General features: G+C 66.7%; 15 protein-coding genes, 1 tRNA gene and 2 pseudogenes. 6 read left to right on the forward strand and 12 right to left on the reverse strand.

All coding sequences use genetic code 11. From position 1 onward, the window contains the following. Positions 1–210: 210 nt before the first annotated feature. Positions 211–306: pseudogene (locus tag ACRDUX_RS23560) on the reverse strand (pyridoxal 5'-phosphate synthase lyase subunit PdxS); the annotation flags it as partial. A gap of 183 nt (positions 307–489) precedes the next feature. On the opposite strand from ACRDUX_RS23560, the gene ACRDUX_RS23565 reads away from it, so the two are divergent. Further along, positions 490–573, forward strand: a tRNA-Leu gene (locus ACRDUX_RS23565). Between the two features lie 9 nt (positions 574–582). On the opposite strand, the gene ACRDUX_RS23570 is transcribed toward ACRDUX_RS23565, so the two are convergent. After that, complete coding sequence (locus ACRDUX_RS23570; protein ID WP_526417049.1) at positions 583–1,167, reverse strand: TetR/AcrR family transcriptional regulator; 585 nt, start codon at positions 1,165–1,167, stop codon at positions 583–585. Positions 1,168–1,258: 91 nt separating this feature from the next. On the opposite strand from ACRDUX_RS23570, the gene ACRDUX_RS23575 reads away from it, so the two are divergent. Further along, on the forward strand, positions 1,259–2,215 hold the full coding sequence (locus tag ACRDUX_RS23575; protein WP_526417051.1) for an NmrA family NAD(P)-binding protein: 957 nt from the start codon (positions 1,259–1,261) through the stop codon (positions 2,213–2,215). A gap of 7 nt (positions 2,216–2,222) precedes the next feature. Here ACRDUX_RS23575 and ACRDUX_RS23580 read toward each other — a convergent pair whose 3' ends face one another. Further along, the gene (locus ACRDUX_RS23580; RefSeq protein WP_526417053.1) at positions 2,223–3,197 is read right to left on the reverse strand and encodes a GlxA family transcriptional regulator; all 975 of its coding nucleotides are present in this window, start codon (positions 3,195–3,197) and stop codon (positions 2,223–2,225) included. Positions 3,198–3,352: 155 nt separating this feature from the next. Here ACRDUX_RS23580 and ACRDUX_RS23585 point away from each other — a divergent pair, with 155 nt between their 5' ends. Further along, on the forward strand, positions 3,353–3,991 hold the full coding sequence (locus tag ACRDUX_RS23585) for an HD domain-containing protein (protein ID WP_526417055.1): 639 nt from the start codon (positions 3,353–3,355) through the stop codon (positions 3,989–3,991). Positions 3,992–3,997: 6 nt separating this feature from the next. Here ACRDUX_RS23585 and ACRDUX_RS23590 read toward each other — a convergent pair whose 3' ends face one another. From ACRDUX_RS23590 to ACRDUX_RS23610, 5 genes are all read right to left on the reverse strand, one after another. Next, on the reverse strand, positions 3,998–4,510 hold the full coding sequence (locus ACRDUX_RS23590) for a carboxymuconolactone decarboxylase family protein (RefSeq protein ID WP_526417057.1): 513 nt from the start codon (positions 4,508–4,510) through the stop codon (positions 3,998–4,000). A 5-nt stretch (positions 4,511–4,515) separates the two neighbouring features. Then, entirely contained in the window at positions 4,516–5,040 is a 525-nt protein-coding gene (locus ACRDUX_RS23595; protein WP_526417059.1) for a VOC family protein, read from the reverse strand. Next, positions 5,037–5,675, reverse strand: coding sequence for a TetR/AcrR family transcriptional regulator (locus ACRDUX_RS23600; RefSeq protein WP_526417061.1), 639 nt, complete (start codon positions 5,673–5,675; stop codon positions 5,037–5,039). The genes ACRDUX_RS23595 and ACRDUX_RS23600 overlap by 4 nt, the downstream gene beginning before the upstream one ends. Positions 5,676–5,762: 87 nt before the next feature. Further along, positions 5,763–6,359, reverse strand: coding sequence for a TetR/AcrR family transcriptional regulator (locus tag ACRDUX_RS23605; protein WP_526417063.1), 597 nt, complete (start codon positions 6,357–6,359; stop codon positions 5,763–5,765). Between the two features lie 178 nt (positions 6,360–6,537). Next, a complete protein-coding gene (locus ACRDUX_RS23610) occupies positions 6,538–6,993 on the reverse strand; it encodes a nitroreductase family deazaflavin-dependent oxidoreductase (protein WP_526417065.1) in 456 nt (151 codons plus the stop codon). A gap of 102 nt (positions 6,994–7,095) precedes the next feature. On the opposite strand from ACRDUX_RS23610, the gene ACRDUX_RS23615 reads away from it, so the two are divergent. The 3 genes from ACRDUX_RS23615 (at position 7,096) to ACRDUX_RS23625 (ending at position 8,916) form a co-directional block, all read left to right on the forward strand. Beyond that, on the forward strand, positions 7,096–7,839 hold the full coding sequence (locus ACRDUX_RS23615) for an SDR family NAD(P)-dependent oxidoreductase (protein ID WP_526417067.1): 744 nt from the start codon (positions 7,096–7,098) through the stop codon (positions 7,837–7,839). Between the two features lie 41 nt (positions 7,840–7,880). Continuing rightward, on the forward strand, positions 7,881–8,240 hold the full coding sequence (locus tag ACRDUX_RS23620; RefSeq protein ID WP_526417069.1) for a VOC family protein: 360 nt from the start codon (positions 7,881–7,883) through the stop codon (positions 8,238–8,240). Between the two features lie 238 nt (positions 8,241–8,478). After that, on the forward strand, positions 8,479–8,916 hold the full coding sequence (locus ACRDUX_RS23625; protein ID WP_526417071.1) for a TetR/AcrR family transcriptional regulator: 438 nt from the start codon (positions 8,479–8,481) through the stop codon (positions 8,914–8,916). Between the two features lie 6 nt (positions 8,917–8,922). On the opposite strand, the gene ACRDUX_RS23630 is transcribed toward ACRDUX_RS23625, so the two are convergent. The 4 genes and pseudogenes from ACRDUX_RS23630 to ACRDUX_RS23645 form a co-directional block, all read right to left on the reverse strand. Continuing rightward, complete coding sequence (locus ACRDUX_RS23630) at positions 8,923–10,737, reverse strand: sulfatase-like hydrolase/transferase (protein WP_526417073.1); 1,815 nt, start codon at positions 10,735–10,737, stop codon at positions 8,923–8,925. Further along, a complete protein-coding gene (locus tag ACRDUX_RS23635; RefSeq protein WP_526417075.1) occupies positions 10,730–11,197 on the reverse strand; it encodes an SRPBCC family protein in 468 nt (155 codons plus the stop codon). The genes ACRDUX_RS23630 and ACRDUX_RS23635 overlap by 8 nt, the downstream gene beginning before the upstream one ends. Before the next feature lie 84 nt (positions 11,198–11,281). Beyond that, positions 11,282–11,698: pseudogene (locus ACRDUX_RS23640) on the reverse strand (ion channel); the annotation flags it as partial. A gap of 143 nt (positions 11,699–11,841) precedes the next feature. Next, a partial coding sequence (locus ACRDUX_RS23645) for a lysylphosphatidylglycerol synthase transmembrane domain-containing protein (RefSeq protein WP_526417077.1) occupies positions 11,842–12,294 on the reverse strand: 453 nt, incomplete at its 5' end.

The following is a 12,294-nucleotide window of genomic DNA, read 5'->3' on the forward strand; positions in this document are numbered from 1 at the left end:
CCGCGAGCGTGACCGCCTTGCTCGCGGCGCCGGTCTACACCGCCACCGACGCGGTGCTCGCCGGCGGGATGGACGGTGCGCCGCTCGCGGTTCGACCCTTCGCGTTCGTTGACCGTCGGCCATCCCACGCCAGGGCCAGCGACCGGCCGGCAGACAGGTGCGCCGCGGGGTCATAAGCATCCGAACCTGGCGGATCGGTCACCAGCCGCGCTCGGCACCCAGCGGCATCATCATCGCGGCGTCGGCCGGGGTGACGATGGCGCCGGCGGTGAACAGCGTGACCGGCAGCTTTCCGGCCCGTGCCACCACCACACCGTCGTTCGTGGGATGCCCGTTTCCCTGGCTACTTCGCAGTCGTTCATGCCTGCCGCGACGAGGCGGCGCACTTCGTCGAACTCCTCGGCTGACCGCATGGCTTCGTCCCTCCCCGACAGCAAGGTAGGAAGCACCACCGACATGCAAGGTGTGAGGAGGTAACATCGGCGCTCTGCGGGCGTGGCGAAATTGGTTTACGCGCGGGCTTTAGGTGCCCGTGTTCGAAAGAACATGTGGGTTCGAGTCCCACCGCCCGCACTCTTTGGGTTAGGTGATGGCGGCGTCGATCAGCGCTTCGGCAGCGGATCGCGCGTGCACCAGCGGCGACTGATCGTTCAACGACGTCGCCAGCGCATTGCCGCCATCGAAGAGCACCGCGAGCTGGTGGCCGAGGCGGGAGGGATCCTTCGCGCCCGCCGCGGCGGCCACGGTGACCAGACGCTCGACGAATTCGAGTTTGTGCGCACGCACCAAGTCGTCGACCGCGGTCAGCTCGCCCGCACTCTCCACGGCGGCGTTGTGAAACGGGCAGCCGCGAAAGCGTCCGGTCGGCATCGGCTCGAAGATCGCGAGCAGCCGGTTGCGGGGGGTGGCGTCGGTGGTGTCGAGTGCCCGCTCATACGGTGATCCACCCGCCTCGGCGATCCGGCGCAGGTACTGCTCGACGAGATCCGACTTGCTTGGGAAGTGTTGGTAGAAGGTGCGTTTGGAGACGTGCGCCTCCTGCGTCAGGCGCTCCACCCCGGTGGCGTGGATGCCGACGCGATAGAACAGGGCCGTCGCGGCGTTGAGGATCCGTTCGCGCGCACCCCGACCGCCTCGGACATCCGGGAGCGCAACGGTCTCTGTCATGGTCAAAGCATACCGTCCGGTTTACTTCGATCGAAAGCAGTTGTACGGTCGATCACCGAAGTATACCGATCATTACCCAGACGGAGGTCGCATGTCCGATAGCTCGAAACCCACAGTGCTCGTGATCGGCGCAGGCGGACACGGCGGTACCGGGTCGCGGGTCGTCGATCGGCTTCTGGCCCATGATCGCAACGTCCGCCTGCTCGTCCGGTCCCGCGGTGCGCACGTCGATCGGTTCGTCGAGCAGGGCGTTGAGGTGGTGATGGGTGATCTGATGGACCGCAGGACCCTCGTCGAGGCCGTCCGCGGCATCGATGCGGTGTACTTCGCGTATCCGATCGCGGCGGGCGCCGTCGCCGCCGCGGCGAATCTGGCGTCAGTGCTGCGCGCCGAAGAGCTGTCCCCAGACCTGGTGGTGATGTCGATGGGCCCGTCCGCCGTAAACAGTCCCAGCGGTCTCGGGCGTGCGCAGGCCGTCGCCGAGGAAGTGTTCACCTGGGCCGGGCTTGAACCCACCGTGCTGCGGGTGGCGGCGCTGTTCTACGAGAACGTCCTCGTCCTGCACGGCCACGAGATCCGCGAAACTGGGCGGTTCGCCAACAGTTTTGGGACGGGCCCGACGCCCTGGATCAGCGGCCGCGATGCCGCAGACCTCGCCGTCGCGGCGCTGATCGAGCCGGCCCGCTTCGCCGGCGCCAGGGTGACCTACCCGCCCGGTGCCGAACTGCTCAGTCACGGCGAAGTAGCCAAGGTGATCAGCGCGGAGACCGGTCGCATCGTGGAGTTCGCTCCCGTCTCGGCTCTCGACTGGCAGGCCACGCTGGAAGGCGTGGCGCGCAGTTCGCCGGGCGTGGTCAACCTCGCGATGGCTCAACACATCTCGTCCGTGGGCGCGCTCGTTGCTCAGCGCGGCGCGGCCGCCATCCCGCCGGACCCGGCACGACTCACCGAGATCATCGGGCACGAGCCACTGTCGTTCGCCGAGTTCGTCCGCGAGCACCGCGACGAACTGACGCCCGCTATTGGGGCACTGCTTGGCAACCCGTGACCAATGGTCAGGACTTCGCGGACCTGAACCGATTTCGGTAGGCGCTCGGGGTGATCGCAAGCTCGCGGTGGAACAGGCGACGTAGTGATTCGCCGGAGCCAAGCCCGGTCTGTTCGGCGATCTGGTCCAGCGACGCCTGGCTTCCGGTGAGCATCGCGCAGGCTGCTTCGAGGCGGGTGCGGTCGACGAAGTGCTGAGGGGTGTGCCCGGTTTCGGCGAGGAACAACCGCGACAGATGACGGGCGCTCACACCCGCGGTCGCCGCCAGCGCGGACAGCGTGTGGTTGCGACCGGGGCTGGCGGTGATGTCGTCCATGACCGCGCGCACGACGGAGTGGTTGGTGGGCAGCGCCTCCAGGCGCACGCTGAACTGCGACTGGTCTCCAGGGCGTGCCATGAACACGACGAGGTCTCTAGCCACGTCCAGGGCGAGGCCGGGCTCATGATCGTGCTCGATCAGCGACAGCACCAGGTCGATACCCGCGGTGACACCGGCCGAGGTCACGTACGGACCGTCGGTGACGAACAGCGACGCCGAGTCGACGGTGACGTTGGGAAAACGCGCGGCGAGCTGACGCGCGAGCTTCCAGTGCGTGGCGGCCCGTCGACCGTCGAGCAACCCCGTCGCGGCAAGGGGAAAGGCGCCAGCACAGATGGAGACCGTCCGGCGGCTGTGCTGCGCAAGGCTGCGCACGGCGTCGATCAGCGCGGAGTCGGTGATGGCCGCCTGCCAATTCGGGGAGCCCGGCACCAGCAGGGTGCCGATACTCGGCGGCAGGTCGTCGATGCCGGCGTCCGCGCCGTGGCGGGCACCCGAGCTGGCCACCACGTCGTCGCCGGTGAGGGAGGCGTGGGTGATGCGGTAATCGGCGCCGAAGGTGTTGGCCGAGGCGAACGCGTCGATCGGACCCGTCACGTCGAGCATCTGGACTCCGTCGTAGAGCAGAACCACGACATCATGGGGTGCAGTATCGAGGCTCATCGTCGGCCCTCCAGGTCAGCCGTCACACAGTGTCCAGATCTGAGGGTTTCATGGCGTCAAGTACACGGCGGCACCGCACTGGTCCGAGCGATAGTGGAACAAGCCGGTCGACACCATCGCCGATCGGGACGTTCCGCTTCGGAAGGACAGAGAACATGGCTGAGACCATTGCGGGAGTTCGGATCCCGGACAGCTCGTTGGTGAAGGACGCGACCGAGCTGATCCGCGACACCACCAACGAGCTGATCTTTCATCATTCGCGTCGGGTGTTCCTGTTCGGCAGCCTGCAGTCCCGGCGGCTGGCGATCAACCCCGACGCCGAGTTGCTGTACGTCGCCGCGCTGTTCCACGACACCGGGCTGGTCCCGCCGTACCGTGGCACCGCGCAGCGTTTCGAGATGGACAGCGCCGACACGGCGCGGGCCTTCCTCGTCTCGCACGGGTTCTCCGGCGCGGAGACCGACGTCGTCTGGGCGGCGATCGCATTGCACACCACACCGGAGGTGCCCTACGGGATGCATCCGGTCATCGCGGCCACCACCGCGGGCGTGGAGACCGACGTGCTCGGAATCCGGCTCGACGCAATCGAATCCGGACAGATCGAGGCGGTGACGTCGGCGCACCCACGGCCGAACTTCAAGACCGAGATCCTCCAGGCATTCGCCGACGGGTTCAAGGACCGGCCGGACACGACGTTCGGCACCGTCAACGCCGACGTGCTCGAGCACTTCATCCCCGGATTCCGCCGTACCGACTTCGTGGACGTCATCAAGAACTCTGCGTGGCCCGAGTAGCAAGCCTCAGCCGAAGGTCGGTTCACCTTCGGTGGTGACGTCGAAGGTGTTGAGGAAGTTGCAGACCAGTTGGTAGAAGCCGACGGTAATGACCAGGTCTGCCAACTGCGTCACCCCAAGCATCTTCATGGCGTCGTCGCGCTCGGAGTCGCCGAGGGTGTGGGTTTCCAGCAGCTGATCGGTCCAGAAGAGGATGGCGGCTTCGTCGTCGGGCAGCCCGTCGGTGGAACCGGTGGCGGCCGCGGCGATCGCGTCCGCGGACAGGCCGACCCAGCCGCCGATCCTCTCGTGCTGAAAGACCTCATAGGCGGCGCCGTAGACGCGGCCGACGCGGATGATCGCGAGCTCGCGCAGCGGTGCGGGCAGTGAGTTCGCCTGGAACATGGCGTCGGCCATCACGAAGAATCCCGGGGCAAGACCTGGCGAATGCGTGATCATCCGGTAGACGTTGAGTGAGTTGTGCGCTTCGACGGTGTCCCGTAGTTCCTGTGGCAGTGCGGTGAGGTCGGGGTATTCCATGGCGCTCACTCCCTGCCGCGAATCGGGTCGGTGCCGTCCCAGTCGGCGGCGACTTCTCGGATGTATTGGAAGAACTGGCCCTTGGGCCCGCTGACGTCGGACAGTTCGATGACGGTGCCCTGCTCGCGTTCAGTGTCCAGGTAGGCGAACCGGCCCAGCTCTCCGCCGATGCTGCCCTCCTGGCCGATCGCGTACCCGTCGGCCAGCGCCCCATCGAGAAGGTTCTGGTAATCCTCGGACCAGTAGGCGATGTGCTGCACCCCTTCGCGGCCCGCGTCGAGGAAGTCCTTGTACATCGACGGGGCGTCGTTGCGGGGTTGGATGAGTTCGAGTTGGACGTCCCCGGAGTTGGCGAGGGCCACACTCATCTGCATGTCCGAGTCGGTCCCGCGGTAGCGGAAGTAGTCGGTTTGCACGCGGTCGACGTAGAACCAGGGACCGACTCCGTGGCGGACCCAATTGTCCATCGCGGCGTCGATATCGCGGACGACGTAGCCGATCTGGGCGATCCTGCCGAATTTGATACTCATCTTCTGATGGCCTTCTTCTTCATGGGGAGAACGGTTTCGGAGCCGAGCCTGGCGGTGAGGAGCCGTTCGACTTCGGTGCGGCAGCCTCGGAGGTCGACCTGCTCGTCCAGCAGTGATTCGAGGGCGGTGCCTCGCAGCATGGCGATGATGACCGTGGCCAGACCGTGGGGATCGACGTCCGACGGGAATTCGCCTGCTTCGATTCCGTCGCGGATGCCTTCGGTGAGTGCTTGCCGGAAGTCGCGGTCGGCGGCGATCATGGCGGCACGCACGTCGGGGGAAGGCATCGCGACGGCGTCCGCCCACAGGACCAGCCGAGCCCGGTTGGCCGGTTGCAGATCGGCCATGGCCCGAAAGTAGGTGCCGACGAGGTTGAGGAGCCGGGCCATGGCCGAATCCGCTTCGCGTTCAACGAACATCGACATCTGGAATTGATCGGTGACGGTGTCGACGAGGCGCTTCATCAAGGCGCCCTTGGAGCCGAAGTAGTGGGTGGCAAGGCCGCGGCTGTAGCCGGCTCGCTCACCGATGTTGGCAAGCGTCACCCCGGCGGGTCCGACCTCGCCGATCAATTCGGCGGCGGCGGTGAGCAACCTCTGCTCAGCCTCGTTGCGCCGCTCCTCCTGGGTGGGCATGTCGGACCGTCCTCGTTGCGCGGGTAGAACTAACTTGTTGATCAACAAGTTATCACATGCGCGCTGCGGAACCTGTCGCTTGCGCGTCTACACCGAACTAGAGGCCTTGGCGGCAGCTAGCGTCAGCTGGGCAATCCGCCTCGCCGTCTTGGCGGTACCCCTCGACGTGTTGTCCATCATCGCGGTCGCCATGGCGCCGTCGTGCAGCACGACGAGTGCGTCGACGAGTGCTTCAGGATCGATGACGCCGGTCTGGCTGGCCAGGTCGTGCAGGGACCCTCGGAGCCATTCTCGAAAGTTCTTGGTGGCCAGCTCCTGTGCGCTGCCCGCAGGAGCTTCGGCCGAGGCATTGGCGAAGGCGTCGCCGCGATAGTCGGGGAGTGCTGCGTAGTCACCGATCGCGTCGAACATGACCAGGATCTTCTCGGCGGGGTCCTCCACTGTGCGCTGCCGTTCTTCGACCTGGTTGCGCCAGGATTCGTGTCGACCGCGGAGATAGGCCGCGATCAATTCGTCCTTACCGCCGAAGATGTAGTACAGCGAACCCTTTGCAACTCCGGCCTTCTCGATGACGGCGTCGATTCCCGTCGAGTGCACGCCGTCGCGGTAGAACAACTCGTCCGAGGCGGCAAGCAACCGTTCCCGGGCCGACGGCCGCTTCGGTGGTGCCGGCTTCTTCGCCATGCGGCGGATTTTATCAGACAGACCTGTCTGAAAGGCGATTCTGGAACCCATCGTCGCGGTAGGGCTCTCGCGTTCACGGGATGAGGACGATCGCGCCCGATCTCGATGTCTTCGAGCTGGAGCACCTCGGGTCCGCCGTGCTGGTGGATGACGATCGCCCTGGCCACGGAAAGCGTCACTAGGGACTCGGTTCCAGCACGAAGATCGGTATTTCGCGCCCCGCACGTTGGCGGTATTCGGGAAAGTGTGGCCAGAAGCTCTCGGCGACGGTCCAGTAATGGGCCTTCTCGTCACCGAAGACCTCCCTGCCGCGCAGCAGTTTGATGGCTGCCCCGTCTTGCAATCGGACGGTGGGGTGGGCCACCAGGTTGGCGTACCAGGATGGATTCCGTGGTGATCCACCCGCCGACGCGACGGCGACGTAGCGCTCGCCTTCGACGATCCGCATCACCGGGTTCTTCCGGACCTTGCCGGACTTCGCCCCGACCGAGGTGAGGATGACGACCGGTTCCCCTTCGAGGGTGCCGCCCTCGACGCCGTCCGTGCACTCGTAGTCGGCCACCTGGGTGCGGACGCGTTCGTCCGGGCTGGGTACGTATTCGCCGTTCAGGCCGTCGGCGTCATCGAGATTCATGCGCTCGCCCCTTCTTCGTCGGACCCCGCCGACATTGCGCGTTTGGACAGATTGGTCTAATTTCGCACATTAGACAGATCGGTGCAAACATTGAGGAGCGTCATGGCAAGCAACGTCCCCGTGCAGGATCTGGAGGGTAAGACGGCGCTGGTTACCGGAGCGACGTCGGGAATCGGCAAGGCCACCGCTCTGCAGCTCGCCAAACAGGGTGCGAGCGTCGTCGTCCACGGCCGAGACGCCGCGCGGGGCCAACGGGTGGTCGACGAGATCGCGCAGGCCGGCGGGGCGGCGAGGTTCATCGCCGCCGACCTCGGCGAACCGCCCGCGGCCATCCGGCTCGCCGAGGAGGCCGGCGACGTCGACGTGCTGATCAACAATGCCGGGTTCTCCTGGTTCGGTCCGACCTCGGATCTGGACCCCCAAATCTTGGATGACCTGTTCGCCGCGAACGTGCAGGCGCCCTACCTGCTGGTCGCGGCTCTGGCGCCGGCCATGGTCGCCAAGGGCGAGGGCGTCATCATCAACCTCGCGAGCATGGCCGGTACGGTCGGCCTGGCCGGTGGTGCCGCCTACGGCGCCACCAAGGCCGCGGTGGCGTCGCTGGCGCGGTCCTGGGCCGCTGAGTACGGGCCAAGCGGCGTGCGCGTGATCGCCGTCGCGCCTGGGCCCGTCTACACCGGTGGCGCCGCCCCCGAACGCATCGAAAACCTCGGCGACACAACACTGCTCGGCCGCGCTGCCCAGCCGCAGGAGATCGCCGAAACCATCGGCTTCCTGGTGTCGTCCCGCTCGGCGTACATCACCGGCACCACCATCGCCGTCGATGGTGGACGCACCGCGATCTGACCAACACCGCACCCAACTTCCCACAACGAAAGGATCGGCCCATGGCCGGTATCACCCTGCTCGGCATCAGCTTCGACGCCCACGACCCGGCGGCCCTCGCCGCGTTCTGGGCTGCTGTCCTGCACCGCGACACCGCCGACGGAGCGTCGGCGGACTTCGCTTCGATCCCGCCCGGTACGGATCCCGGCTCCGGCCCGCTGTTGATGTTTCACCGTGTCCCCGAGGGCAAGGCCGTCAAGAACCGGGTCCACCTCGACCTCCGCACTGCGGACGTCGACGGCGAAACCGCCAGGCTGCTCGCGTTGGGCGCCAACGAACTTCGCCCTCTGGCCGCCAACGACGGGCGGTGGGTGAGTCTGGCCGACCCCGAGGGCAATGAGTTCGATCTGGTGGCCAGCTAGTCCTCAGCTAGTCCGGCAACGCTCGGTGGGCTACCGTCGGTGTTCGGGTGGTCTGACCTAATTGGAATGGGTGTGCATGTCCGAAGCACCGCGAGCTGGCGACGGGTCCGACGACGCCGCCGACGGAGCGCGAATACGTCTGCTCAACGCCGCCGCTGAACTGTTCTACAGCTAGGGCATTCAGCGCGTCGGCATCGAGCGGGTCATCGAGAAGGCCGGCGTTCCGGAGGCCACCCTGGTGGAGGCGTTCGGCAGCAGGGACGAGCTGGTTCGCGCCTATCTGCGGTTGCGGCACAGTCGGACTCGGGAGCGAATTGCACGTGAACTCACGCGCTACCACACCCCAAGGGACCGGCTGATCGGCGTCTTCGAGATTCAGGGGATGGCGTTCAGCGAACCCGGCTTTCGTGGCTGCGCCTTCGTCAGCGCCAGTGCCGAGTCCTTGCCCGGCGGTGTGGTCGAGGAGGTTGCGGCCGAATACCGCAACTGGGTTCACAATCTCTTCCTGGACCTCGCCTTCGCGGCCAAGGCCTCATACCCCGAGGAGCTGGCAGAACAACTGGTGATCCTCTACGACGGCGCAGGCATCTCGGCGTGGCTGGACCACAAACCGGCGACCGTGCAGGCATCGCGGAGCATGGCTACCGCTCTGGTGGATGCTGCCATCACCCCCTGAGCGCGGTCACCGACGAATGCGCTGCCAGACCCGACGCGCCACGCCATCGGACCCGCCGGTCGGCGGTTGGCGCTCCGCGTAGGGCCATGGCCGATTGCGTTCTGGCACCGAGGATGTCCGAGCCTGCTTCAGCTGCATCCGCAGGTGTGCTCGCAGGTGGTGCAGATCGGGGTCGTCCCACCGGTTGTCGGTCTCGATCGGGTCGGCGGTCAGGTCGTAGAGTTCCCATTGGTCGTCGAGCGGGTCGGTCCGGTACGCCTCGCCGCCGATGCCGTTGGTCGCCAGCTGGCGTACCCCTGGTTCGGTCCAGGTGGACGGGTCGTCGAAGGTGCGCACCAACTTCCAGAGATGTCCCGCGCCGAGGGCGGCGTCGACGTCGTCCACCCGGATGACCAGCCCCTCGAAGTTGGAGGCGACGTGGGCGGGAATCTTGATGCGCAGTGGTGTCGGCGGATTCACCGTCAGGCCCATTTGCCGAGCCGTCGCCGACGCACCCGTGTCGCCTTCGAGCACGTTGTCCCGCGTCATCAGGTAGATCGCCCGGTGATCATCGGCGGACGCCCCGTCCACCACGGGCATCAGGTCACGGCCAGGTAGTTCGTGGACTTCCGAGAACGACTCGGACAGCTCGTCTGCCACGACGTCGACGTCGATGGCCGCCGCACCCAGAAGGGTGGGCACCAGGTCGACGTGTGACGTCGGGGCGGCGACGACGCGGGCCCGCGTCGCATCCTCGCCGATGCGGGCGATGACGAACGGCACCCGGGTGGCCTCGTCGTAGAGGTTGAACCACTTCTGGTGCAGGCCACCGCGCGCGCCGAGCAGATCGCCGTGATCCGAGGTGCGGACCAGGACGGCGTTGTCGGACCCACCCTCGGTGACGGCGCGGCGCACCCGATCCAGAGGGCCGTCGACCTCGGCGTGCAACCGGTAGTAGAGGTCGCGGTACTGCTGCGCATTGCGCTTGTAGCCGCGTCCGATCGCAGGTGCAGGGCCGTAACCGGAGTAGTACGCCTCGCGAAACGCGATCTGGGCGGCGGGTTTGGTGCGCAGGTCCTCGTCGGCCGTTGGCGCCGCAGGCACGTGCGGCGGATCCAGCGAGGGCGAGGGGGTCAAGGGACTGCGCCGTTGCCATGCCGGGAACAGCACGATGTCGTGCGGATTGACGAAGCTGGCGACCAGCAGGAACGGGCGCAGCGCGTCGGCGTCACCGGCGCGACGTCGCGCGTACCGGTCATTCAGCCAGGCGACGATTCGATCGGCGAACAACGGATCGCGCCGAAAGCCGCTGTTGGACATCGCCGCACCGTGAGGTTCGGGGCCGACCCAGCCGGAGAAGCCGTAGGGTTCGAGCGGGTCGGCGTCCAGATAGCGCTGTACGGCAGCGTGGTCGACGACGCCTTCGTCATCGTTGGTGGCCAGTGGTTCACCCGTGTCTGGGTCCTCGAGGTCGGCGTGCGAGATGTGCCACTTGCCGTCGTAGTGGGTGTCGTAACCTGCGGCTCGGAACCAGTTGCCGAGAGTGGGCACCTCGCCGGCGCGCAACCACCGCAGCCGTGAATCGTCGTACCTCTTGCCGATGCCGTCGGTCTGCGTGACCCCGTGCAGATCGGGGTAGTGGCCGGTGAAGATCGTCGGTCGGCTCGGCACACACGCCAGGGAGCCCGTGTAGTGCCTGGTGAAACTGACCCCATGTTCGTCGAACCAGCGACGTCCGCCGAGGGCGCGTTTGCGCCACGCCGCGACGTCCGCCGATTCGTATGGCGGTACCGCGCGTTCCTCGTCGGTCATCAGGATGACGATGTCGGGGCGGTCAGCCATGCGTGTTCTCCGTTCGTCGTGCCAGCCCGGCGAGCATCGCGTCGGACTCCCTGGCCATGCCTCGGCACACCACCCACTCGGCGGCGCGGGCCACCGGGTTGGTGCCGATCTCGACCCTGCTGGTGAGCGTCACCTCGGTTGCGCCGCCGGCAGGTCTCAACGTCCAGCGGTTGACGACGGTGCGCAGCCGACTGGGCAGGCCTTCGATGTCGTAGGCCAGGGCCGCGGGTGGGTCGAACTCGGCGATGCGCTCCACCACTGCATTGCGGCCCACCTGCACCCGCCGGGTGGTTCCCACCGCGTCACCCTCCGGACCGTGGTTCAGGATGCAGGAGTGATCGGCGTTGGTCGCCCACGCGCTCAGGGAACCGAAGTCGGCGAGAACGTCCCAGATCGCCTGCGGCTGGGCGGTTATCGTGCGGCTGCGGCTGATGTCTGCCACCTCTTCATCCAACACCATGAAGGGGGTGGATGTCGGGCCTCTCGACGAAATGACGGGGCGCGCCTGCGTGCCATTGCGTCGACGGTCGATCCGGTGACTGCCTCAGCGTGGCTCTCGTACTGGGGATTCCTGGGTGATGACGTCGGTCAGTTTCTCGATTCGTTCGAGCAGAATGAGCACCTTCTGCTCGAGGTCGTCGCGGAACGCGTCGATCTGCGCAGCCGTTGCCGCTTGCTGGGCCGTGTCCTCTTCCGCGACCCGCTGGACGATCCACGACGCAAGTGTCGCGGTCACCACACCCACGAGGCTGATCCCCCCGATCATGAGCGCGACGGCGATCAGTCTGCCCCGACCGGTCACTGGAGCCGCGTCGCCGTAGCCGACGGTGGTGACGGTCTCGATCGACGACCAGACGGCGTCGCCGAAGTTCTTGATGTTCGAATTGGGCTGTGATCGCTCGGCTTCCAGGAGCGCCAACGAGGCCGCGTAGATGAGTAGGACGGCGCCGGAGGCTCTGAAGTCACTGGCCCCCCATGGCAATCGGTTCGTTGGCAACGTCAACGAGGATTGCACGACGGAACGTTGCGTGGTTACCCGACTGACATTGAATTCACAGCAAATGCCTGCTGCGTTCCACCCTTCGAGAGCGCGAGCCGCCCGATCTAGATCATGTCGTTTCTGGTCAGCCACCGCATCACGGGCCAGCCGACGAACACCGGCAGCCAGCAGGTCAGCACCCGGTACAGCAGCACGGAGGGGACGGCGACGGCGGCGGTGACTCCGAAGGCCGTGAGACCACCGATCAGTGCCGCCTCGACGGCGCCGACGCCGCCCGGTGTGGGAGCGGCCGAGGCGAGGGTGCCGCCGATCATCGTCACGACGGTGACGGTGACGAAGGTGGTGCCGCCGCCGAACGCGTTCACGCTCGCCCACAGCGCCAAGGCCGCACCGAGAGTCGTTGCAGCACAGCCGGACACGATGAGCGCGAGCCGCTTCGGCTCGCGTGCCAGCTCGATCAGTTCTCCGCCCAACTCCTTGAGGCGGGGCCGTAGCGCCGTACCGAGCCAGCGTCGCAGCTGCGGCACGAAGGTGAACGTGCCGACGATGCCGAGTGC

Origin of the sequence: Mycobacterium sp. (genome assembly GCF_050701675.1) — a bacterium.
In the GTDB taxonomy this organism is placed as follows: domain Bacteria; phylum Actinomycetota; class Actinomycetes; order Mycobacteriales; family Mycobacteriaceae; genus Mycobacterium.